Source organism: Sphingomonas sp. M1A8_2b, from assembly GCF_053345535.1.
Genome location: NZ_JBKFAH010000001.1, coordinates 1,582,377 through 1,604,349, shown reverse-complemented (window position 1 = coordinate 1,604,349; position 21,973 = coordinate 1,582,377). Strand labels below are relative to the sequence as shown.

The 21,973-nt window shown below is 63.5% G+C and carries 25 protein-coding genes and 1 tRNA gene; 10 read left to right on the top strand and 16 right to left on the bottom strand.

All coding sequences use genetic code 11. The features are described from left to right. The first annotated feature begins 44 nt into the window (after positions 1–44). Together ACLBWL_RS07535 and ACLBWL_RS07530 are read left to right on the top strand one after the other, a co-directional pair. The gene (locus tag ACLBWL_RS07535; RefSeq protein ID WP_447791598.1) at positions 45–941 is read left to right on the top strand and encodes a hypothetical protein; all 897 of its coding nucleotides are present in this window, start codon (positions 45–47) and stop codon (positions 939–941) included. After that, positions 938–2,044 carry a glycosyltransferase gene (locus tag ACLBWL_RS07530; RefSeq protein WP_447791596.1) on the top strand — a complete coding sequence of 369 codons (1,107 nt, stop codon included), beginning with the start codon at positions 938–940 and terminating at the stop codon, positions 2,042–2,044. Before ACLBWL_RS07535 ends, ACLBWL_RS07530 begins: the two co-directional genes overlap by 4 nt. Here ACLBWL_RS07530 and ACLBWL_RS07525 read toward each other — a convergent pair. From ACLBWL_RS07525 to ACLBWL_RS07510, 4 genes are all read right to left on the bottom strand, one after another. After that, positions 2,041–3,363 (bottom strand): O-antigen ligase family protein, encoded by a 1,323-nt coding sequence (locus ACLBWL_RS07525; RefSeq protein WP_447791594.1) that lies wholly within the window; start codon positions 3,361–3,363, stop codon positions 2,041–2,043. The genes ACLBWL_RS07530 and ACLBWL_RS07525 overlap by 4 nt on opposite strands. A 94-nt stretch (positions 3,364–3,457) precedes the next feature. Then, entirely contained in the window at positions 3,458–4,351 is an 894-nt protein-coding gene (locus ACLBWL_RS07520; RefSeq protein ID WP_447791592.1) for a glycosyltransferase family 2 protein, read from the bottom strand. Then, complete coding sequence (locus tag ACLBWL_RS07515; protein WP_447791590.1) at positions 4,348–5,442, bottom strand: glycosyltransferase family 2 protein; 1,095 nt, start codon at positions 5,440–5,442, stop codon at positions 4,348–4,350. Before ACLBWL_RS07515 ends, ACLBWL_RS07520 begins: the two co-directional genes overlap by 4 nt. Further along, positions 5,375–6,340 carry a glycosyltransferase family 2 protein gene (locus tag ACLBWL_RS07510; RefSeq protein ID WP_447791588.1) on the bottom strand — a complete coding sequence of 322 codons (966 nt, stop codon included), beginning with the start codon at positions 6,338–6,340 and terminating at the stop codon, positions 5,375–5,377. Before ACLBWL_RS07510 ends, ACLBWL_RS07515 begins: the two co-directional genes overlap by 68 nt. Before the next feature lie 281 nt (positions 6,341–6,621). On the opposite strand from ACLBWL_RS07510, the gene ACLBWL_RS07505 reads away from it, so the two are divergent. Further along, the gene (locus ACLBWL_RS07505) at positions 6,622–7,110 is read left to right on the top strand and encodes a polysaccharide biosynthesis/export family protein (protein WP_447791586.1); all 489 of its coding nucleotides are present in this window, start codon (positions 6,622–6,624) and stop codon (positions 7,108–7,110) included. On the opposite strand, the gene ACLBWL_RS07500 is transcribed toward ACLBWL_RS07505, so the two are convergent. Genes ACLBWL_RS07500 through ACLBWL_RS07490 form a run of 3 tightly spaced genes read right to left on the bottom strand, consistent with a single transcriptional unit; the run spans position 7,091 to position 10,198 of the window. Further along, a complete protein-coding gene (locus tag ACLBWL_RS07500) occupies positions 7,091–8,254 on the bottom strand; it encodes a glycosyltransferase (RefSeq protein ID WP_447791584.1) in 1,164 nt (387 codons plus the stop codon). The two genes, ACLBWL_RS07505 and ACLBWL_RS07500, sit on opposite strands and share 20 nt — an antisense overlap. Positions 8,255–8,258: 4 nt before the next feature. Continuing rightward, positions 8,259–9,113, bottom strand: coding sequence for a peptidyl-prolyl cis-trans isomerase (locus ACLBWL_RS07495; protein ID WP_447791582.1), 855 nt, complete (start codon positions 9,111–9,113; stop codon positions 8,259–8,261). A gap of 53 nt (positions 9,114–9,166) precedes the next feature. Next, a complete protein-coding gene (locus ACLBWL_RS07490) occupies positions 9,167–10,198 on the bottom strand; it encodes a glycosyltransferase family 2 protein (RefSeq protein WP_447791580.1) in 1,032 nt (343 codons plus the stop codon). 126 nt (positions 10,199–10,324) lie between these two features. On the opposite strand from ACLBWL_RS07490, the gene ACLBWL_RS07485 reads away from it, so the two are divergent. Both ACLBWL_RS07485 and ACLBWL_RS07480 read left to right on the top strand, forming a co-directional pair. After that, complete coding sequence (locus ACLBWL_RS07485; protein ID WP_447791578.1) at positions 10,325–11,209, top strand: hypothetical protein; 885 nt, start codon at positions 10,325–10,327, stop codon at positions 11,207–11,209. A gap of 59 nt (positions 11,210–11,268) precedes the next feature. After that, complete coding sequence (locus ACLBWL_RS07480) at positions 11,269–11,781, top strand: retropepsin-like aspartic protease family protein (RefSeq protein WP_447791576.1); 513 nt, start codon at positions 11,269–11,271, stop codon at positions 11,779–11,781. On the opposite strand, the gene ACLBWL_RS07475 is transcribed toward ACLBWL_RS07480, so the two are convergent. Further along, positions 11,747–12,412: a PEPxxWA-CTERM sorting domain-containing protein gene (locus ACLBWL_RS07475; protein ID WP_447791574.1), complete on the bottom strand. Its 666-nt coding sequence runs from the start codon at positions 12,410–12,412 to the stop codon at positions 11,747–11,749. The genes ACLBWL_RS07480 and ACLBWL_RS07475 overlap by 35 nt on opposite strands. 119 nt (positions 12,413–12,531) lie before the next feature. Here ACLBWL_RS07475 and ACLBWL_RS07470 point away from each other — a divergent pair, with 119 nt between their 5' ends. Beyond that, a complete protein-coding gene (locus ACLBWL_RS07470) occupies positions 12,532–13,227 on the top strand; it encodes a hypothetical protein (RefSeq protein WP_447791572.1) in 696 nt (231 codons plus the stop codon). A 385-nt stretch (positions 13,228–13,612) separates the two neighbouring features. On the opposite strand, the gene ACLBWL_RS07465 is transcribed toward ACLBWL_RS07470, so the two are convergent. Then, the gene (locus ACLBWL_RS07465; protein WP_447791570.1) at positions 13,613–14,248 is read right to left on the bottom strand and encodes a PEPxxWA-CTERM sorting domain-containing protein; all 636 of its coding nucleotides are present in this window, start codon (positions 14,246–14,248) and stop codon (positions 13,613–13,615) included. A gap of 327 nt (positions 14,249–14,575) precedes the next feature. Between ACLBWL_RS07465 and ACLBWL_RS07460 the strand changes: the two genes are divergently transcribed. Then, positions 14,576–14,800 (top strand): XrtV sorting system accessory protein, encoded by a 225-nt coding sequence (locus ACLBWL_RS07460; protein ID WP_447791568.1) that lies wholly within the window; start codon positions 14,576–14,578, stop codon positions 14,798–14,800. On the opposite strand, the gene ACLBWL_RS07455 is transcribed toward ACLBWL_RS07460, so the two are convergent. The 4 genes from ACLBWL_RS07455 to ACLBWL_RS07440 all read right to left on the bottom strand — a co-directional run bounded on the left by ACLBWL_RS07455 (position 14,754) and on the right by ACLBWL_RS07440 (position 17,341). Then, positions 14,754–15,455: an exosortase C-terminal domain/associated protein EpsI gene (locus tag ACLBWL_RS07455; protein ID WP_447791566.1), complete on the bottom strand. Its 702-nt coding sequence runs from the start codon at positions 15,453–15,455 to the stop codon at positions 14,754–14,756. The genes ACLBWL_RS07460 and ACLBWL_RS07455 overlap by 47 nt on opposite strands. Positions 15,456–15,484: 29 nt before the next feature. Further along, on the bottom strand, positions 15,485–16,387 hold the full coding sequence (gene xrtV, locus ACLBWL_RS07450) for an exosortase V (protein ID WP_447791564.1): 903 nt from the start codon (positions 16,385–16,387) through the stop codon (positions 15,485–15,487). Positions 16,388–16,532: 145 nt separating this feature from the next. Next, the gene (locus tag ACLBWL_RS07445) at positions 16,533–16,859 is read right to left on the bottom strand and encodes a hypothetical protein (RefSeq protein WP_447791562.1); all 327 of its coding nucleotides are present in this window, start codon (positions 16,857–16,859) and stop codon (positions 16,533–16,535) included. A 53-nt stretch (positions 16,860–16,912) separates the two neighbouring features. Further along, positions 16,913–17,341, bottom strand: a complete 429-nt coding sequence (locus ACLBWL_RS07440) for a PilZ domain-containing protein (protein ID WP_447791560.1) — start codon at positions 17,339–17,341, stop codon at positions 16,913–16,915. Positions 17,342–17,707: 366 nt separating this feature from the next. On the opposite strand from ACLBWL_RS07440, the gene ACLBWL_RS07435 reads away from it, so the two are divergent. Next, a complete protein-coding gene (locus ACLBWL_RS07435; protein WP_447791558.1) occupies positions 17,708–17,941 on the top strand; it encodes a hypothetical protein in 234 nt (77 codons plus the stop codon). A 108-nt stretch (positions 17,942–18,049) separates the two neighbouring features. Here ACLBWL_RS07435 and ACLBWL_RS07430 read toward each other — a convergent pair whose 3' ends face one another. Further along, entirely contained in the window at positions 18,050–19,384 is a 1,335-nt protein-coding gene (locus ACLBWL_RS07430; protein ID WP_447791556.1) for a family 16 glycosylhydrolase, read from the bottom strand. A gap of 301 nt (positions 19,385–19,685) precedes the next feature. Beyond that, a tRNA-Gly gene (locus tag ACLBWL_RS07425) sits at positions 19,686–19,759 on the bottom strand. 144 nt (positions 19,760–19,903) lie between these two features. Between ACLBWL_RS07425 and ACLBWL_RS07420 the strand changes: the two genes are divergently transcribed. After that, positions 19,904–20,317 (top strand): HIRAN domain-containing protein, encoded by a 414-nt coding sequence (locus tag ACLBWL_RS07420; RefSeq protein WP_447791554.1) that lies wholly within the window; start codon positions 19,904–19,906, stop codon positions 20,315–20,317. A gap of 6 nt (positions 20,318–20,323) precedes the next feature. Here ACLBWL_RS07420 and ACLBWL_RS07415 read toward each other — a convergent pair whose 3' ends face one another. Next, positions 20,324–21,094 carry a competence/damage-inducible protein A gene (locus ACLBWL_RS07415; protein WP_447791552.1) on the bottom strand — a complete coding sequence of 257 codons (771 nt, stop codon included), beginning with the start codon at positions 21,092–21,094 and terminating at the stop codon, positions 20,324–20,326. Between the two features lie 51 nt (positions 21,095–21,145). Here ACLBWL_RS07415 and map point away from each other — a divergent pair, with 51 nt between their 5' ends. Beyond that, on the top strand, positions 21,146–21,973 hold the full coding sequence (map, locus tag ACLBWL_RS07410; RefSeq protein WP_447791551.1) for a type I methionyl aminopeptidase: 828 nt from the start codon (positions 21,146–21,148) through the stop codon (positions 21,971–21,973).

The following is a 21,973-nucleotide window of genomic DNA, read 5'->3' as shown; positions in this document are numbered from 1 at the left end:
GGAAATTGCCTGTGCGGGACAGGTCCATTGGTCGGGGGACGCACGTGCGGGGAGTTTGGCGGATCAAACATTGGGCGTGGGAGCGCCGCCAAGCGCGGGCGCTGCGCGCTGCCGAACATGCGGTGCGACGTTTTCCAATCGTAGCGGACAAACGGTCGCACCGGCTGGACGGCGAACTCATCGTATCGCTTACGTCGTATCCAGCACGATTTCCTACACTTGCGAACACGCTGCGTTCTTTGCTCGATCAAAAGACGACGCCGGATCGGACAATTCTCTGGCTCGCATATGGCGACGAACGAACGCTGCCGACCGACGTACTCGCTCTGGTTTCACAGGGGCTGGAGATCTGCGAATGTGCCGACACTCGCTCATACAAAAAGATCATTCCGGCACTTCGGGCCTACCCGAACGCTTTCATCGTCACCGCGGACGATGACATCTATTATCCACCGGACTGGCTCGGCTCGCTAGTCGAGCAATTCGATCCTGCCGATCCGGCGATCCTCGCGCATCGTGCGCACATGGCCGCGATGAAGTCGGACGGGCATCTGACACCCTATGCCTCCTGGGAACTCGACACCCAGAGGATACACGACGCCCCGCCGCACCAATTGCTGTTTCCAACCGGCGTGGGAGGCGTTCTGTATCCGCCCCGAAGCTTGGGAGACGACGCGCTCGACGAGGCCTTGTTCATGCAACTCTGCCCGACCGGCGACGACCTGTGGCTGTTCTGGATGGCGGAACGCGCCGGCACCCCGCACCGCCGCGTGCCCGGCCGGATGAAGCTGGTGCACTGGCACGGTTCCCAGGAGGCGGGGCTGGTTCATCACAACCTGTTCGATAGCGGCAACGATATCCAGATCGCGGCCCTTGAGCAGCATTTGGGACGGCTCGATCGATCCGAGATCAATACTCCAGCTCGACGGCAGGCATCATGAAGCGACTGCGGATCGTCTTTGCAAGCGGCAATGGCTACCTGCCGGAATTCAGCGGCGGGGTTCAGTCCAGTACCGATCATCTTGTCCGCCAATGCAATGCCGCGGGTCATCGGGCCTGGGTGCTGGCCGCGCTGTTCGGACTTGGGCCCGCGGGCCTCGCTTCCCGTATCAAACTCAAATTCTCGCGATCCGCGGTGGCCACCGATCACCGCCTCGGGTATCCGGTCATGCGCGCGTGGTCCCCTTGGATCGCGGCCGGCGACGTGATGCGCAAAGTGCGCCCCGACGTCGTTCTGGTCCAGTGCCAGCATGCGGTCAGGATCGGCAAGGCGTTCGCAGCCCACGACGCGCCACTGGTCGTCTATCTTCGCAACGTCGAGTTTTCCGAACTCGACGGCGACCCGAACGACTTGCCCGGCGCGCTCTTCATCGCCAATTCGCAATTTACGGCGGGGGCGTACAAAGCGCGATTTGGGATCGACAGCATCGTCATCCCACCCCTGATCGATAGCGATCGCTATCGCACGCAAACAACGCGCGAATTTGTCACATTCATCAATCCCGATCCCAAAAAGGGCTTGGCCAAGGCGCTTGAGATTGCGGCGGCCTGTCCCACAATTCCGTTTCTCTTCGTCGAAAGCTGGACACTCAGCGGTGAGCGCCTGACGGAGATGACACGCGTCCTCAAAGATCTGCCGAATGTCACGTTCCAACGACGGGTCGACGACATGCGGACGGTCTTTTCGCGGACTCGCATCTTGCTCGCACCCAGTCAGTGGGAAGAGGCCTGGGGCCGGGTCGCGTCAGAAGCCCATTGCAGCGGTATTCCGGTGCTCGGATCCAATCGCGGCGGCCTGCCGGAGGCAATCGGCCCCGGCGGCACAGTGCTGGATTACGACGCGCCACTTGAAAAGTGGGTGAGCGCCTTGCGTGAGTTATGGTCTGACGATGACGCGTACCGGAAATACTCAGATGCAGCGCTCGGCCATATGCAGCGGCCCGAGATGAACCCGGAGCGCCAGTTTGAAAAGTTTCTGTCCGTTTTGATCAACGCGACAAACCGGTGGACGGACAGCGACACGCGCCAGCCCGCCAGAGCCTAGAGGCGTCGCTCGATCCACCCGCCGCGCGGCAGTGTGCGCGCGATCGGCGGAGATCGATCGCCAAGCCCGCTACAGGCGTATACGCCGGCCGCAACCCACAGGAACGTGAGCATGTTGAAGGGACCGATCAGCGTGCTTTCGGCATAGCTGCGGATGTAGAGCACGATCAGCAGCGACAGCAGGAAGGCGACGGGCACCGTGGCCTTGGTGAGCTGACGTACGAGGCCGGCCGCCGCGATCCCCGCGCAGGTGATGAGGAATAGGATCGCGCCGACCCATCCGAGGTCGACCTTCATCTCGACGAAGATATTGTGGAAGTTGAAACCGCTGCGATTGGCGATCCCGCCCCAGCGCCACAAGCCTTCCGCGTCGATGTTGCCAACCCGCCAAAACGCGTAATAACCATGCCCGAGCAACGGCCGCTCGGCGGTGATCCGGGCGGCGAAATCCCACAGATAGGTGCGCCCGGTAAGCGTCGCGTCCTTCTTGAGCACATGGACCTGGAAATCGGTCCAGGCGGCCAGGATATCCGGCAGAAACGCCAGCGCCAGTACCACCATCAGCACCATGCCCACCACAATGGCGATGCGGAGCGACGGGCGGACGCGACCCAGCACCAGCACGGCAGGAAATGTCACCAGGGTCACCGCCACGGACGTGCCGGCCCCCGCCGACTGCGCAAGCGCCACGAGCACGAGGGAGAGCGGAATCGTCGCGAGTGCGCCGATCCGCAGCAGCGCATTTTGCCGCCGATCGGCGAGGACGGCGAGCCCGAGGGCGAACAGCAGATGCGCAACGAACGCGAATTGGTTCTTGCTGTCGAACAATCCGGTCATCGGGACCCGGCGGCTGATCGCAGCCGGCAGTTCGACCAGTGATGCTAGGCACATCGCCGCATAGGCCGCGAACAGGACGGCGATCAGCGTCGGCCCGGACACCCGCCGGCAGACGATGATGGCGGTCATGACGGTCAGCATCAGCTGGATCGCCGCGCGCAGCGTCCGCTCGGGCGCATCCGACCAGATCGTCGAGATCATCGCGAGCAGCGGAAACACCAGCAGCGGTGCGAAGCGTGCCAGATCGCGCGCGGATCGCGCGGGGTTGAGTGCCATCAGCGCGATCGCCGAAACCAGGAAGATCGCAGCGCCGGCGGTACCGGCCAGCAGCGTCCCAGCCATCGCCAGCACGGCCACGATGCCCAGGACGACCTCGATCTGCGCCAGCGCAAAGCGGGGCCGGTGCCCGAGCGCCGGGGTGCGTGCCACCTCCGCCGGCGCCGTCCGCCGCGGCGCTCCGCGTTGCATGGCTGGGCTGCGCATCGTTAGTGCCATCGCTAGCAGCTCCGCTCACGGTGTGACGCGCGTCCACGAAAAGCAGCGCGGCGGCGCCCGCATGCAGCGGCTTCGATCGCGATCACGCGGTTGGCGGCCGGTATTCGCGGTAGGGTGCAAAACCCAGCGCCGACGCGACGACGCCTGCGTGCAACAGGCCGCGCAACGCGCTCTGCCGGCCGCGGTCGGGCGAGACGATCTGCGTCAGGGCCCGCGCACCAAACACCATCGCCTTGGCGGCGGCAGCAAGGCCCAGCGTGCAGCGACCGCGTCCTTGGAGCAGGAAATGGATCTGCCCGGACCGGAAGCGGCGTCGTGCCAGCCACGCGAAATTCGCGCGCGCCGCCGCGGTTTCCTCGTACACGATGGCGCGCGGTGCATAGCCGAAGCGCGCGCCGACCCGGTGTGCCGCAAGGAAGAACGCCGTATCCTCGCCGCCGGTCTGGCCCAGCGCCTCGGCGAATCGCAGGCCATGTCGTTCGACGACGCGGCGATCGATCATGACGTTGGCCGTGTAGCCGTTCCAGGGAGCATCGTTGCCGGCGATCCGGTTGGAGTGCAGATCGGCCTCGGCGACCCAGGGCGCGATGCCGGGATCCGAATAGAGCGCCTGCGACACGCCGAACACGATATCGGCGTCTGCGCGGTGGGCGATCAGCATCGCGATCCAGTCCGGGGCAGCCTCCTCGTCGTCGTCGATAAACGCGATCCAGTCGCTGACCGCGGCATCGAGGCACGCGTTGCGCGCAATCGAGATGTTGCCCGCCGGCGCGTGGACATAGTGGAGATCGAGGCCGAGCGCCTGTCCGATCCCGAGGATCTCGGTGCGTCGGCAGTCGGTGGTATCGTTGTCGGCGACGACCACGCGGAGCGCGACCCCGGGCGGCAGGTCCTGCGCGGCGATCGAGGCAAGGGCGCGTTCGAGCGACGGCCGCCGGAACGTGCAGATGCAGATCGAGATGGTCTCTGGTCTCATGCCCTGCCCCGCGTGACCGCCAGCGCCGCTGCAACGACCGCAGCGGCCGCCGGGTCGGCCTTGGTGATCATCGACGTCGCCGGCCGTCCGGCGATCCTGCGAAGCGCGGCGCCGATCGGCATCCGGAGCATCGGTATCGTCGCCGGCGTCCGCGCCATGATCGTCAGAGCAGAAGCCGCCCGCCGCGCCTTCAGCGCATCGATGAGCCGGGCGAAGGCTTCCGAGCGCGCGAAGCCCGCATGGCGTGCCCCAAGCAGCGCCAGAATGTCGGCAGGAGCAGCAACTTCGGCGGCAACCATCCGAGCGGACGCCGCCAGCATGGCCGACGCGTTGCTGCTCGAAAGGCGGTGCGACGTCGAATTGCCGTGGCGCCGATAGGCATAGCCCGGCTGCGGCTCCAGCCAGTAGCGCAGGCCCGCCGCCAGCATCCGCAGGACGAAATCCTCATCCTCCGCGATCCGCAGGCGCGGATCGTAGCGCAGGTCGAATTCGCGCAATCGGTCGGTGCGGATCACCGGCTTCAGATACCCGAGGTTCGGGCCGGCGTCGTACATTCGGGTGCGCTGCAGATAGCCCGCGTGGTCGATCCATCCAGCCCGTGCGTGCTTGCCGAGAAAGGATGTGGCGTGCGCGGAATCCACATCGTCGAAGACAGCCAGATCATCGACGACGATATCGGCACCGACGCGATCGGCGACCGCGACAAGGCGCTCAAGCCGGTCGGGCGCATAGAGATCGTCGCTGTCGAGCACGGCGAACCATTCGCCCCGCGCCAGCGTGAGCGCTCGGTTGCGCGCCACGGCGGGGCCGCCATTGCTGGCCAGTTGGTCGACGACGATGCGCGCGTCTGCACGGGCAAGATCGGTCGCCAGCGCCATCGTGCCGTCGGTTGAACAATCGTCGACGATGACGATTTCGATGCCGGCCAGGGTCTGCGCCAACGCTGAGGCGACCGCCGCATGGAGGTGCGCCTGCGCGTTGTACGTCGCGATGGCGACCGTGACGCGCGGCCGCTGCCCCGGATCAGAAGAGATAGGCCACCCCCGCCGGTCGCGCCGGTATCGGGGCCAGTTTGTCGCGCGCGACCGCATAGATCACCCAAGGCCATGCCGATGGCCGCATCGACGAGAGCGCACCAGCCAGTCCCTGCTCGCGCTTGGTATCGAGAAACCGCCGATGATCGACCTTGACCGCCAAATGCGCACGATGACGGCGAATCGCTGTCCGAGCGGGTGCGGGCAACGCCGGCGTGGCTTCCAGCTTCCGGTCGAACGCCAACAGGGCGACGAGATCGGCCGTGCGGTGCTGCCCGCTCAAGGACGATGCCCGCTCGACCGCGACATAGCCGCAGCGGGCGATCGTCAGAAAATTCGCGCCTCGCACGAGCATGCTTGTGTACAACGCAAAATCCTCGCCGAGCCGCAGCGTCTCGTCATAGGCCAAGCCCGCCCCCAGCAGGAACGCGCGCCGCATCACGGGCTTGGCGAAGCCGAGTTCCCGGCGGGCATGGCCGCGCCGCGAGATGTTACGCGTGACGAAGTCCGCAAGCGTCAGCCGCTCGGGCGGCGCATCGCGTAAGCTGACGTCGGAAAGCCGAAAATCGGGAAGCGCGTCTTCGGTCACGAATGCGATATTATCGGCGATCGCATCCCATCCCGGCACCGCAAACAACGCGGCAAAGCGGTTGGGCACGAAGAAGTCGTCGGCATCGAGCAAGGCCACGAAGGGAGATACGCTGGCGTCGAGGCCGGCATTGCGTGCGGCGGCCGGACCACGATTACCCGCCAGGGCGACGATCTGTACGCGATTGCCGCCATCATCGACGGCACGCGCAACCGCTACCGTGCCATCCGTCGACCCATCGTCGACGACGATCACCGCGCTGACCTCGGGCTGGATCAGGGCGGACGCCACGGCGCGACCGATCGTCGCCTCGGCATTCCACGCGGCAATGATGACCGATACGCTCGGTAATTCGGCTTGCATCATTCCCCCCCAGGCCGCCCTGGTCCGAGCCTTAGCGGTTTTGTGATAGTTTGCCAGCGCCCAGGCTCGCCTTAATCAATATTTAGCCGGCACGACCCCGCGTACATAACTTGCAGACCCGCCGCGCAGTGCTTATGCAACCTGCTCGCGGGGGCACGGGGGACTTTATCGACATGCGACGGATAATATTGACAGCTTTCACGATACTTGCGGGTATTGGCGCCGACGCCCCCGGAATGGCGCAGCTCGTTGCCCCTGCCACGGCACCTGCGCAGAATAGTGCGATGGCACCGATCGGCGCCGACGATGCCGAATACCGCCTGGCGCCGGGCGACAAGATGCACATTATCGTGTTCGGCGAAGACACGCTGACCGGGGACTATGTCCTGACGAGTGCTGGCAATCTCAGTTTCCCGCTGGTCGGCAACATTTCCGCGACCAACAAGACCGTGGAGCAATTGCAGGCTTCGCTGGCCGCGGGGCTTGCCGATGGTTTCGTCAAAAACCCGCGGGTCAGCATGCAGGTGATCTCGTTCCGGCCGTTCTACATCCTCGGCGAGGTCAACAAGCCGGGTGAATATCCGGTGTCGACCGGGTTAACGCTCGAACAGGCAGTCGCCTCGGCGGGCGGCTACACCTACCGCGCGAACACGCACAGGATAGCCTTGAAACGCGCCACCGAAACGAGCGAGTCGTTGATCGATCTGCGCAAGTCGTCATCCGTCGTCATCCGCGCAGGCGATACGATCCGGATCAAGGAACGTCATTTCTGATCGCGTCGCCAAGGATCGTATCGACGATCGCGCGAATTTCTACAGCAGTCATTTCGGTCGCTTCGCGCGGCAGCGCCGCAACATCCGCGGCGAACCCGGCATAGGTCTCTGCCGTCATTGCCGATAGGCGATCCGCCAGGACTGCGGGTCCGTCGATCACGATACCGACCTGATGGCGCGTCAACCACGCGCCGGTTTCGACATTTGCCAGCGCGATCGGCACTGCGCCGTGCCCGAGCGCCTCGTACAACCTATTGGGCAAAAGCCAGGAGGAATTGAGCCCGTCTTCGAAGAAGTCGATCGCCCACGCGAAATGAACCCGGCCGTACAGCGCGGGTAGATCGGCTGCCGTATACCGGCCGACGAAGGTCACACCTGCCATGCCGCCGACCGTATCGGCAAAGTCGGTGAATTCGGCGTCCGACGGAATACCCGCGATCAGCACCTCGATCTGCCCGTTCGACGCGGCCGCCAGCTCGCTGAGGATGGCCAGACTGCGCTTGCAGCGCAACATGCCGAACCAGCCGATGATCCATGGCGCACCCGGCTTGAGCGCGATGTCGACACGCTCGGTCGGCAGGTCCTCCCGGGGCCTTTTATTCTCGACGAGCAGGACCGGCGTCTCGATGCCCCGGCGGTCCCGGAAATAGGCATCGGCAAAGCGCGGAGAACTGGTGACGATCAGGTCGACCTTGCGCAGCGCGGCGCGCTCGACGCGCTGGACCAGCGCCGGCAACGCGCCATCGGTAAGTAGCAGGCGGTGGATATCGAGGCATTCGTAGACGAGCCGACGCCCCTTCGCCGCGCGCGCCGCCAGCACCAGCGTCTCCAGATTACGCGCCATGATGACATCGACGTCGGCGACCGCCGCACGGACCGCGCCGAACGCGGCCATCGTCTTCACGACCGCCCATATCCGCTGAACAAAGCGCCCATCGCCGGTCTGACCGAGATCGACCACGCGCGCGTCATCGACCGAATCCAGCCGCCCCTCACTCCGCCGGAAACCGATGACCGTTACCGTCACGCCTTCAGCCCGCATCATCCGGACCCGGCGCAGGACCGCTGCATCGGCAACGTCATGAACGAAGTACGCCAGACGGGCTTGTGGCCGCGCCAATTCCAGCCGAGCTAGCCTTGCCAAGAGCTCAGGTCGCCTTCGGCTTGAACGCGGGATCATACTGGATGTTGGCGTCCTTGCGCAATTTGTTCATCGATCCCTGGACCGATTTCATCAACCGCTCGCGCTTGATGGCGGCAACCGCGCTGGCCGACCAGGCGCTCGGCAAGTTCGCGGCACTGCTGCGGGAGATGATCGCGCTCACGAATGTCTGGCCGCCGGTCGAAATATCGAAGACTTCGCCGTTGCGCAGGACGGTGATCTGGCCGGCGACCGCCGGATCGAGCGTTGCCGTATCGAGCACCGGCGTGCCGCGGGTGAAGGCGATCCCATTGGCGGTCAGTTGCTGCACGACCGCATCGATCGATGCCAGATTGGATAACGCCTTGAGCCTGGCGGCGTCGTCGAGGGTCGGGAACTGCACCTGGTCGAGCGTCAGTTGCTGGCGCTGAGCGAACAGGGTCGGATGCGCGGCGACGAACGCCTGTGCCTCAGCCGGCGTCGGTTCGGACTGTGTTCCTGCGAGCTTGCGCATCCCGAGTTCAGCCAGCAGGGTCTGCTCCATCAGGCGCCGCCGGGCGACATATTCGGGGCCGCGATCGAGCCCTTGCTCCTGCGCATAGCTCGCGAGCAGGTTGCGATCGATCACCCGTTGCAGGATCGCAGACGTCGCCGCCTGCTTGTCCGCCGTCGCGGGAATGCGTGCGGCCTGAGCCTCAGCCTGCAGGTCCTGCTGCGTGACCTCCTCATCGCTCACCACGGCGACCACCTGACCGCCCGGCTTCTTCGTACACCCGCTGACCATCGCGAGCGTCAGGGGCAGCGCCATTGTCGCGACTAGCCTGCGCGCAAGACCGGTACGCTTCGCTTCGCTCTTCATCATCGCAGTCGTTCCCCTCGGGTGGGTCGATGCCGATCCGGCACTCGCCCGTCTTGTCATCTGGTTTCTGCTTGACCGGTGGCCGTCGCGCGCACCATGCGGCGAGGCGACAGGAGCCATGACCAATAGCCTGTCGACCAGCCTGCATGCATCAGCATCGCCGCGGTGCCCGACGCCAGCACGCACCAGGATCGCGCCCGCTTCGCCAACACGACGGCGAAAGCCTGGCACAAGACGAGCCAGCATATCGCCGGCAATGCCAGCAAAGCGAACCGGACATCCACCGCGGCGGCCAGCATCACCCCGACCAGGGCCAGCGCGACGGACGGAGCGATGACGAGCGGCGCGGCCTGGCGAAGTTTGAGACGGAGCCCGTGCTTGGCGACCGTCCGTGCCCGGCCGCGCCCATAATTTCGATATTGCCGGAGCAAAGCAGCAGGGGTCCGGCGCGGATAATAGATGACGCTGGCGTTCGGCTCGAGCCAGATACGCCCGCCGGCGAGCCCCAAGCGGTGATCGAGTTCGGCATCCTCGTTGTGCGAGAAGCTCTCGTCATAGCCGCCGACCGCCAGGAATCCGGCCAGGTCGAACAAGGCATGGTGGCCATGGTCGACATAGCGCCCGGCGACGAGATGGCGATGCGGCGATCCCCCCGTCCCCATGACCGAATTCTGCGCCGCCGCCGCCGCGCCCTGAAAACATGCCTGGCCGCGAGTGACCATCGGCACCACCACGCTGGTCGCATCGTGCCGTTCGGCGGACTCCAGCAACAGGTCGACATAATTCACGGGATAGCCGCAATGCGCATCGATCCGGATCAACCAGTCGCGATCCGCACCGAAGGTTCGGGCTGCCAGATTCACGCCCGCGCTCTGCACGCGTCGCGCATTGTGAAGCAGACGCACAGCGGGATGACGCTGCGCGAAATCCTCGACGATCGCCACGCTTCGATCCTTGCTGCCGCCATCCACGACCACGATCAGTGCGCCGTCTGCCGCCCTGTCGACGAGCCACCTCAGCAAATCGGGCAGAGCGTTTTCCTCGTCCAGACAGGGCACGACGATCAAATAGCGAGAAGTATGCGGCATCGGTTCTCCAGTGTTCCGATGTTCCTCTAGCCCAGATTTCATAGAGTTTAGCAATCGCCCTGGCATCCATCCCAACTGGTATTTTGTCTCAACACGGGATAGGAGGTGACAGGGGGAATATAGCGCATGGCAAAAACAGACCAAAAGCGGAATCGCCGCCAAGTCATGAAGGGCGGCATGATCCTGTGGGCAGTGCTGGTTTCGCTATTCTTTCTGTGGCAAGTCGTTCAATACAATGGCGTAATGGCGCTGCTTGCCGAATGGCAGTTCGGTCACATCGGCCATTATTATCCAAGCCTGACGTATCTCGCGCTCGTCGTCCTGCTCGTATCGCCGGGGCTGCTGATCTTCCTGAATGCGCGCAAACGCGGGTCCGACCAGCGCCTCGCCGCGACCACGTTGCGGTCGGCGACGGTCTTCCGGCGCACCGTGCTCGGCCTTGCGGCTGCCTGTTTTGCCGCTGCGATCACGACGCTGCTGCTGTTGTTCACGCTTCCCAGCGGCGTCGGCACGCCGCGTCGAATCGATCTTGCACGGCCTGTGCTCGCCTTGCCGAGCGAGGGACCGACGACAATCAACGGAATGATCCTGTACAATCGCACCGCCGCGTTCGACCAGGATCGGTTCGTCGCCCGCCGCACGCTGCGGTTCGCACCGATAATTGCGCCGCGTTCGACAAGCCTCGATCTGCAATTCTTCGTCGAACTTCCGTCCGAAACGGCGTCGCAGGTCGACGGTGTGTCGTCGCTGACAGGTTTACTCAAGCGAAACGCGCTCCCCGGCGAGATCGTCCGGTTGTTCCGCTACGCCGGCTACCGCGTCGAACCGCCACATTATGTTTTATTCGCGAGCAACGCTGCGATGCGCTGGCCATATTTCGAGATTGCAGCCGAACTCGGGTTCGTCGCCCTGATTTTTCTGGCGATCGGGTTGTGGCAGCATCACCGGGTCAAAAGGCTCGAAGACGCAATAAAGCTGCCCGTCGTCGCCCCTCCCCTGGCAACAGCCTAACGCCGGCTTAACTCTGTCGGGAAACCTAATTTTCAGCGCGGTCTGCCAGATGGGAGATCATGCTCAAGCTGTTTGTCCTTTCGGGAACTATTCTGCTCGCGTCTGCTGGCGCATCGCTTGGCATGCCGGCCACGCCGTCTCCGGCCGCCAAGACGTTCGCACTGGCGGTTCCGTCGCTGAAAACAGCGGCCAATGCTCAGCCATCCGCCGGCACGTCGCACCGGTTCGCCCGTGCCAGCGACGGACTGTTCTACGTCAACGCCAAGGTCAACGGCACGCCCATTCGCTTCGTGGTCGATACGGGATCCAATATCGTCGTGCTGACCCGTCGCGATGCCGCTCGAGCCCGACTGGCGCCGGCGGGAGCATCTGCGCTCGCGTTGCAGACGGTCGGCGGCGCGACCCGGATGCAGGGCGCCACGGTCGACCGGCTCGAAATCGCCGGACAGTCGCTCGAACATGTCGATGCGGCCACGGTCGAGAACGGGCTGGACGTATCGCTGTTGGGCCAGAGCGCGCTGTCGCAACTCGGGTCGATCAGGTTTGCAGGCGACCGGCTCGAATTGAACTGACCGCACTCCGGTTCCGGCGCAGGAGCGCGCCCAAACCGAAAAATCCCGCCACCATCATCGCCCAGGTTGCAGGCTCGGGTACCGGGCCGACCGGGATGACCGGCGTGGTGGTTTCGCCGCCCGCGGCCGGCGTCGTCGGTGTGGTGGGATTGGCCGGCGTCGCCGCCCCCGCACCGGTCGCTCCGGGACCAAAGGAGGCCGGGCCCGCCCCGGCCAACGGCGCGCCGGTGATCCCACGCCCGGCAGGAGAAATTCCCGTCGGATCGAGCAATGCGAGTTGTACCGGCGCCGACTCGCCGCTCGTCGGCGGTATTGCGCCCGACGTCACCGCAGCCGGATCGGCGCGGGCGAACGCATCGGGCGCCACGCTCCCCGGCCGTGGTCCGCGCCGCGGCGTATTGATCCGCAACCCCCGTGGCACGTATCGCGCCAAGTCATTGAAGAGCCCGTTGAAAGCAACCGGCGGGGCGATCGCTGCAAAGGCCTTCGGGGTTGGACGGCTGCCGGTCACGAACAGGGCGCGCTCGTTACGCGGCGCCAGGCTACCCACCAGAGCAAGCATCATGCCGCCGATGATCATATATTGCTGGTTGCGGTGGTTCCGCGCGTAAATCTTCGCCAAGTCGATCATCTGGTTAGCATAGCGTTAAAACAGTCTCCACGGCGAGAATAATATTCTCTCTATTTGGGACGCCGTGCCCGCCGGGCTTTGCACCTTGCAATTGGTAAATGACCGCTTAAGGTTTGCTGATGACACCATCGCATCAAAACGTCTCCAAAAGTATTGCGGGACTGTTGCGCGCCGTTGCCAGCACCGCAGCGCTTACAGCCGGTACAGCAGCGCTTGCAGGATGCAGTGCAGCGTCGCAGGCGCCCGCCGATGATGCGGCGCAAGTGATGCAGTCCTTGTTGTCGGTGCTCACCGCCGACGGCAAACCGACGTGCATCGACAGCCGCACCCGGGGCGAGCCGCTGGCGATCTTCCGAGCGATGATGACGGCACCCGCCCCTTCCCGCCGGCCGCTTTCGTGGTTCGCGCCACGGCCTTTGCGGCCGAATGATAGGCTGTCCGGTCGGCCAGTGTTCGAAGACCAGATCCATCCGGACCGCGTCGTGCCGGAGACGACGCAACCCTCGGCCCGCCCGCTGACCAACCTGCTACAAAGCCAGCTCAACGCGGCAGCCACGCAATTGTCGGCATATCAGGATCCGGACGGCGTCTCGATCGACAGCGCGCTTTCGGCGCCGCGCGCTACAGTGCGGTGGTGGGTTCGCAATCGGCTCGACCACGCGTGTACGCCGGTCTTTACCGCATCCAACCCGGTGGTGGCGAAGAACATCGCCTTTGTCTCCGTGACCGCCGGCCATTGGGGCACGACTTACGCGTTCCGGAAAGATTCATCGGCTTGGTCGCCGGTCGGCCAGTGGACCAACTGGCTTTATTGATCCGCACGATACGCAGCAGGTGCCGGTGAACGCCAAGCCGCACGTCGACGTCCCGATACGGCAGACTATAGCCGGGTTTTCATGGACGCCCCCCCCCCGTCCAGAGAGGTTTCATCCCTCGCAAAAAGCAGGCATGCCGGACACCGCTGCCTTACGCGTGAGAGATTCACAGGCCAGCGCGTGTCAACCTGACCGAGACGTCACTGCCGATTGCCTGCTGTGCTGAGATACCGGCCCCAAGTGCCGACCCCACATGCTGGCACCGCCGTACTGGCACCGCAAATATCGAGACGCGCGCGAAGCGCTACCGGTAACAAACGAAAACGCCACCCTGCGCGAGCAGGGTGGCGTTTTCGAAACGCTAGGCAACGCTAGCCAATGCCGCTCAGGCGAGCGCGAGCTTTGCTCGGCGGCGCGAACGCAGGCCCATACCGGCAAAGCCGAAGCCCAGGATCATCATCGCCCACGTGCCCGGCTCGGGCGCTGCACTTGCGATGTTTTCGATCTCGAACGAATTCTGACTGGACAGGAACGACGCCGCGCTGATCAGGAAAGTAGAGGAGCCGGTATCGAACGTGACACGGCCGTCACCATTCAGAGTGCCGAGCTGCGAGCCCGTGAACGTCTGGAAAGACTTGTACGCAATATCGGTGCTGGCAAGCGAGGTGTTCACCAAGGTCAGCGTTACCGAATTATACGCATCGATCGTACCGGCGAGAAACGAAAATACCGGTGCGAACGCTGGCAGACTTACCGTGTACGTTCCGCCGCCGAGGACCGCGGCGTAGTTGCCGGACGCGCCATTTGGCGTCTTGCCGTAGCCGGGGACATTGCTGTTATAGGCATAGGTGTTGACCCCGATGGGTGCGCCGGTGGTTGCGCCATCGAAATTCTCGAAGATGACACCGTTGTTCACAGTCGTCGTGACACCGGACGCGAAGTTCACAGTGACGGCTGCCGCCGGAGCGGCGGTCACTGTGGCCGCGAGTGCTGCCATAAGAGATAGTGTAAGCTTTCGCATCTTTCTGCTCCCTGTAACGGCATTTTTATTGCCGGCCCTGCTTTATTGCCGGCCCTGTATTTCAACAGCGAATCAGCTGTTGGCGGACCCGGTTGTTGACAGTTCACTATTTGTTAACGCCAAGCCGCGCAATGGCCATGGCGCCCAAACAAGGCCGTTCCGTACCGATTTCGGACACTTGTAAGTTTTTGACAATCATCAGCCAGAACAGGATCACGCGGTATGCTCGCGCGTGCAATGGCTTTGATGTAAACGTTCTGCTCCGAGGCCATCGTGCCGATAAAGAAATGGACGAGGCCGATGAATACCGTTTTCGATATACTGACGATGATGATTTTCGCAGGGTTGATCGTCCTCTTTCTACAGAGATCGATCGGCGAAACCGACTATAATGATTCGCTTTGGCAGTATTTGGTCGCTGCTATCGGGTGCGCCGGCGCCAATTATCTTGGCAACAACGGGTATACGATCCCCGCGGTCGTGGTGATCGTCGCCACGCTCGCGTTCATTTTCTATGTCCTGCACCCGTTCGCGCGATCGCCGCAGCCATAACGTCGCCGACCAGGATCGAGCGGGCGGCTGCGGAGTCATCGATCAGCGCTGCCGAAAACGCCGCCATGGCCTGATCGGACACGCCGATGTCGGGGCCGATCGTCGACATGCGGACCAGAATGCCGTCAGGGACTACACCGTGAAGCACGCTGCTGACGATCGCCCGGTATTCCTCAGCGGTGCTGCGCGGGAAGGACCCGGCGATACGCGTCCAATAGATCAGACGCTCGATGCGGTCGTCTCGCGTAGCCGTGAAGGTGCGCGCCGCAATCTGCTCGCCGGCAGCCGGGCGCAGCGTCAGGTCGGAAAAGCCCGACATCTTGAAGCCCTGTCCCGGATAGCAGGTTTCCGGACGGTGCAGTTGGAGGCTGCCACCCTGCGTGCTGCCATAGGCGATCAACAGCATGATCGATGGCAGACCTTCGGCGTCATACACGCGCGTTAGCACCTGATCATAGCCATCGACCGGCCCGTCCTGGCTCGGCACCACGACACCATCGTTCGTGGCATAGCGCCACGCGCCGATCTGCAGCGGGATCAACTGGCTGAGCTTAGCCTTGGCCAACCGGTGCTCGGAGCGTCGCGGTGTCGCGGCAAACGACGTTGCCGCAGCAACCGCAAATGCTCCGCCGACAGCCAGGGACCGTGTCAGCATCCTGCGCCGATCAAGGGTCGCGGGCACGCTCACGTCGTACGCTCCGACGCCAGCGCCCGCCGCAGCGGCCCAGCGATGCGATCGAACACGAATACCCCACCCAGCGCGACCGTGAACATCGTCAATCCGGCGAATTCGTGGAGAAAACCCTGCGCCGCGCGGTCACCCAGATAATGCGTGATCAGGACAAGCATGATCACGCGGACGAAATTCGCCGCGATCGCCATCGCGATCGTCACCAAAAACAGGAGAACGGTGTACCGCACATTGGCGTTGTGAAGAATATAGGCGTAAAAAAGTCCTATCGCGGTCAGGCTGATCATCGAGTTGAGCCCCCCGCACGCCGCTTTCACTTCCAGGACATATTGGTCGACGTAGATCAGCAAGCCCGATCGAGCGACCGAAAATCCGAGGAATGCCAGCACATCGACCGCCCGCTGCGACAGCTCCAGCCGCAGAGGCTGCGTTGCGTCGGCGACCCAGCTTCCAGGTGGCGGCAACACGAACAATAGATAGGCGATCGGAAACCACGCTTCGCGCATCGCCGCAAACCCGACGAACAGGTACAGCGCGGCCACCAGCGCGAGATACATCATGGCGCTTTCGATCACGATGCTGCCGATCACCCGCGCGGCGAGATAGCCGACGAGCGCGCCCGCGACCGCCAGCCCGCCGATCCATGCATTGCCCGGAACGGCGTGCGCCGTCATGCCAGGCCATGCGCGAATAACCAGCCACAGGCCGATCGCGAGGACAATAGGACCATGGGCACCCTGTTCCGTTGCCCATGACACTTTGCCGACGCCCATCATGGTCGGCACGACCAGCGCCGTGATGCCGACGATCAGGGGTGCAAGCCAGAGATAGGAGCGCCAGTCGATGTCGCGGTACGCGGGCATCTTAGGCGCGCCCGGCGTGACCAACCTCGACATCACGCCCCCAATCGAATTGAACACACCGAACACCGGCGGATGCTGATTTCAGCATGCACCTCCGTCCATGTCCTAGTCATCGCCGATCGACAAGATATTAAAGCCGCTGGTCCCGATAACCGACGCGGCTGGGTAATCGGGCCTGCTAGACTTTTCGGTTGCGGAGTACGAAAGCGAATACTTGGCGCACGACTGTCTTTTCATCGCTTTCCATCGCCGACCCGGCCTGCGCGAGCGCGCTATTCTCTCGTGTCGCTGTCGCTTGAGACTGGCCAACCAAGGCCTTCAGGTAGAGCTGGCGCACGGGCCTGCAAAGATCCAGCGCTTCGACCACAATCTGTACCGGCGTCTTGGCGCCTAGCGACTCGACTTGCGCATAGGAAAACAGGCAGTCGCGCCATGCGTCACGTTGCGGTGTGCTTGTGGGCGCGGCGAGTGCGAGCGTGAGCATCGTTGCAAACATCTGCAGCATTTGCCGGATCAAGCCCTAAGATCATAGCGTCTTCTTTTACGCTATCCGACAAATCAGACGGCAAGCCATACGAGCACGAGTGCCGCCCATGCCGCTCCTGCAGAACTTAGCATGACGACAATCCGGGTCCGCCGCGACCATCGATCGGTATTTTCGACACGATCATCATCGAAATGCTTGACGTCGTCGGTGCTGTCACCATCGGTATTGCCGCCGATCGTCGCAAGTATTTCGCTATACCTGAAGGCCGCGGCCACCTTTTCGGGACTCAACGGCTCGAGAAACTCGGCGCCGTAGGTCGAGTTCGTGCGACGGACGATCTGTGCAGGAGCCGTACCCGCGCCTCCGAGCCCGAGGCGGACTATCGCACCGACCGCCAGATCCATCGGTGCGTCGACCGAAAAACCGGTGGCGGAAAGGTCGGTGACCTGGACATCGATCGGCGTGTTTTCGCCATGGCGCAACGTACTGTTCCGCAACACGATTTTTCGAGCCGATCGATCGTGCGAACGCGGTACGTCTGAAAGATCATGCGCGGGTGCGGGCAATACGGCTCTCCAACTACAAGCCTGACCATCCCCCCTTCGCGGTTTACATGGCGTTAATATCCATCACACTCAACCAAATAAAGCGGCGCGGCATGGGGCGACGTATGCGCGACGTGCCGCTCGGTGCGGCCATGGGATGCGAACGACGACGATTGCCATTCAGACAGCCGCCGCGGAACGACGTTCAAGGAATACTATGATCCAGCGAGAACGAGCCGGGCCCGGCGCGCTCCCCCGCAGGAACTGAACCACGCCCTCACACGTAATCAAACAGATCTTACCGCAAAGAGGACTGGTCTGGTGATTGATAAGGGTGTCTCATACCGGCTGGAAAAGCCGTCTGGTCGCTTTGTCGAAAGCCCGCCAAGTCGATTGGGCCGGATGAAGATCCGGTATCATGTGAACCTCGTAATCGCCCAGACCCAGCAATTGAACGAGCGGCTGAAAATCGACGCCATCCGAGGGGTGATGATTGCCGTTGTCTTGTCGCTGATACTATGGATGGTCATCAGTGCTGCGGTTTTCGAGTTCTAAACCGGATCGGTCCGCCTGCCGCGGTGTGGTCGGTATCGCCGACCCCCTTCCTGAACTTGAAGCCCATTTTCGCGTGTTATCGGAAACGGCCGAATTGTATCGAGTGCGTCACTGGTAAACGTCGATCCGATCGAGCGTCATGTCATTGTGCCATTGACTATCGGCATTGGGCGGACCGCTCGATAGAAGGCCGACTGCAGTGTTCACGATAATGTACATGGGCTGGTTGAAGGGGTTGCGGCGGCGATGCACTTCTTTCCCGTCGACCAGCGTGATCAGCCAGTCGGGGGTCCAGTCCAGTCCATAAGTGTGCCAATCGCCATCCGCTTTGAACTCGGTTGCGACTCCCTCCATCGAACCTTTCGGGTCGTTCTTGAAGTGCACGGTGCTCGTGAGCGGCCCCCCGTTGAGGAATTCGAAAATATCGATCTCGGGTGGCCACGCGCCGCTCGACGGCAACAGCCAGAAGGCGGGCGTCACCCCGTTCGCGGGCCGCACTTTCGCCCGCAACTGGATATAGCCGTATTGAAAACTGTACCAACCCTGGGTCGATAGCATAGAGGCCGAATAGGCGAAGCTTTTGGCGCCATCCCTGGTAGGCACTTTCTCGGCCCGGAGGGTTCGGTATCCGTCGATTATCGGATGCGGATTGGTGCCTGGGTCCGTCGTCGCATCCGCGTAGGGCGCAGCCTCGTTGTTGCCGGACTGCCACCGGCCCCAATCGAACCGCGTCCGCCACACACCCTGCCCGCCCAAAGGACTGATCGGACCTTGGAAATTTGAGCTGAAGACCTGTTGCCGCCCGGTCATTGCAGCCGCATCGACAAGATCGTAGCCGGGCGATCCACTTACGGCAGTGGCGGTTGCGCTGCCGCCGATGATCTTTCCGCTGGCCCCGGCAACTGCCGGTACATTTCTTGTCCAGCCAACATCGATTTTGAAGTATGTACCAGCAGCGAGGCCACGTATCGGCACCGAGATGACCTTGTCATACTCGCCTGGCCGGAAGATCAGGACACCTTGAGTGCGACTAAACTGGCTTCCTTCCTTCGCGGTGCCGTTGGACGTTAGGTACCCAAACGAAAGCTGCCGATCGACCGCACGCGACAGCCGCACGTGCACGGCCGCGCTCGGGGCATCAGACGCGACGATGGTATCTGGAATAGTAACAGCGACGTCCGCGAGCAGGTTGGGTGCCGCGAGCAGGTTGGGTGCGGCGGGCAGGCTTGCAGCGGCAGGCGTGGAAGCAGGTGTGGGCGAGGATGTTGCTACCGCCGTTGAGGTGGATGCGGTCGAGGAAACCACGACGACCGGCGCCGATGCCGAGCTCACCACACCGCTTACATCTTCGGCACCGTCGGCACCTCCGCATCCGCCCACCAGCAACGCCGTCGCAGCGACAAGTATCAGTTTTGGCGAACGGTTTGATGCTGCGTTACCCATGAGCCGGGAGCTATCGGCGAGACTTTAACGGACTCTAAAATAGGCATTCTGGGTTCAATGTGACGGTGTATTCGGGGAAAGCCGCCAGTCGCAATTTCACTCGCGAGGATGGACCGCGAAACCGGCCAAGCGAGCCGATCGCGCCTCCTCCGGCAGAGCCGAAACCGGCCAGCGAGAAAACGGTTGAACCCGCGCTTGCGCTTCCACGGCACGCGGCGGGGGCTCACGCGCCGGAGGATCCGGAAAACCCTCGGATCTCCGCGGCCGGCAAAGTCCTGCGAGATGTCATGAAATCGGAAAATGGAGCGGGTGAAGGGAATCGAACCCTCGTCACTTGCTTGGGAAGCAAAAGCTCTACCATTGAGCTACACCCGCATAGCCTTGAGATTACCGCGTAATGTCAGGCACCGGCGGTCGCTGTCCAGCGCGCCGATGCCCCCGCCTCTATCCGCTGCCCGTGACCGACGCAAGAGTCCCTTTTGCCTGCACGGCGCCATGCGTTCCTGTTACCGTGAGAGCATGGACGAACTGACGCTCAGCGTGGTCGGCATCGACTTTCCCAATGCGGACCGGAGCCGAAGCAAACGGCGCATGGAACTGCTGCTGTGCGCACCCGGCGAACCGGTCGACCTCCGCCGCGAGCCGAAGAACCCGCACGACGCCAACGCCGTCGCGGTGTTCAGCGGACGCGGCGTCCAGATGGGCTATCTCTCCGCCGAGCGCGCACCATTGATCGGCCGGCGGATGCAGCAGGAGGAGCATGTCGCAATCTTCCAGGCGCTAGTCGGCAGCATGGGCTATGTCCGCATCCGCTTCGGCGGCGGTTTGCCGACACTGCCGGACGTCGCCGAGGCCGGACCGCAATCCCGCACCGCGACGTTCGACCCGGACGTCTTCTATCCCGATCCCGAAGGCCCCGAATGGGGCGCCTGACCCGCTCTAGATGGCCTCCGCGCTGACCGTCCGCCCAGTCGCCTCGAGATCCCGCTTGAGATCGGTGAGACAGCGATCCACGAGCGCCTCGTCCGAACTGCGCACCACGAAGTTCGCGCCGGTCTTCCCGTCGCGAAAGAACGGATAGCTGCCGATCGCGACGCCCTCGTGAGTCTTCTCGGCATCGCGCAACAGATCGGCAACCTCCGACTCCGCGACCCAGCAGCCGATCGTCTTCGACACCACCGGCCGCCCGCCCTCGAGCGTCCCCGTCAGAGCATCGAGCATCCCCGCGGTGATGTGTGGCACGCCCGCCATGATGAAGATGTTGCCGATCCGAATCCCCGGCGCGCCCGACACCTTGTTGTCGATCAGGTCCGCCCCGGCCGGCACCCGCGCCATCCGCGCCCGCGCCTCGGTCAGTCCGCCACGCGTCGCGTAATATGCCTCCAGCACCGCCATCGCGCGCGGATGATGCTCGACCGCGACGCCCAGCGCCTCGGCGATCGCATCCACCGTGATGTCGTCGTGAGTCGGCCCGATCCCGCCGGTGGTGAACAGATAGTCGTTGCGTTCGCGCAGGATGTTGACCGCCTCGACGATCGCCTCGGTCTTGTCGGCGACCACGCGCACCTCGGCGAGCCGGATGCCCTGCACGTTGAGCCACGCCGCGATCTGCGCAACGTTCTTGTCCTGCGTGCGGCCCGACAGGATTTCATCGCCGATGATCGTCAGCGCGGCGGTCCAGATGCGTTCTTGTGACGGGTCTTGGGTCATGCCCCTCGCATAGCCTCGCAAAAGCGCGCCCGCCACGCTATATCGCGCGACATGACCGAATATGTGACCGTCACGTCCGACGCCCCCGAAACGCGCACCGGCGCCATCAAGCTGTACGGCCCCGCCGCGTTCGACGGCATGATGAAGGCGGGCAGGCTGGCCGCCGAGACGCTCGACATGATCGTCCCGCACATGGTGCCAGGGGTGACCACTGCCGAGATCGACCGACTGATCTACGACTTCATCATCGCCGGCGGCGGCGTGCCCGCGACGCTCGGCTATCGCGGCTACACGCACAGCGTCTGCATCTCGATCAACCATGTCGTCTGCCACGGCATCCCGAGCGAGAAGACGCTGAAATCGGGCGATATTGTCAACGTCGACGTGACGCCGTTGCTCGACGGCTGGCACGGCGACACGAGCCGGATGTACCTGGTCGGCGACGTGCCGATCAAGGCCAAGCGCCTCGTCGAAGTCACCTATGAATGCCTGATGCTGGGTATCGAGCAGGCCAAGCCCGGCAACCGCATGGGCGACGTCGCCAACGCGATCCAGCGTCACGCCGAGAAGCACCGTTACGGCGTGGTCCGCGATTTCTGCGGGCACGGCGTCGGCCGGCTGTTCCACGACGCCCCCGAAGTCGTCCATGTCGGCAAGCCCGGCACCGGACCCGAACTTCGCCCCGGGATGATCTTCACGATCGAGCCGATGATCAACATCGGTCGCCCCGACGTGAAGCTGCTTGACGACGGCTGGACGGCGGTCACGCGCGATCGCTCGCTGTCCGCGCAGTTCGAGCATTCGATCGGCATCACGGAAGACGGCTGCGAGATCTTTACGCTGAGCCCGAAGGGTTACACGCAGCCGCCTTACGTATAG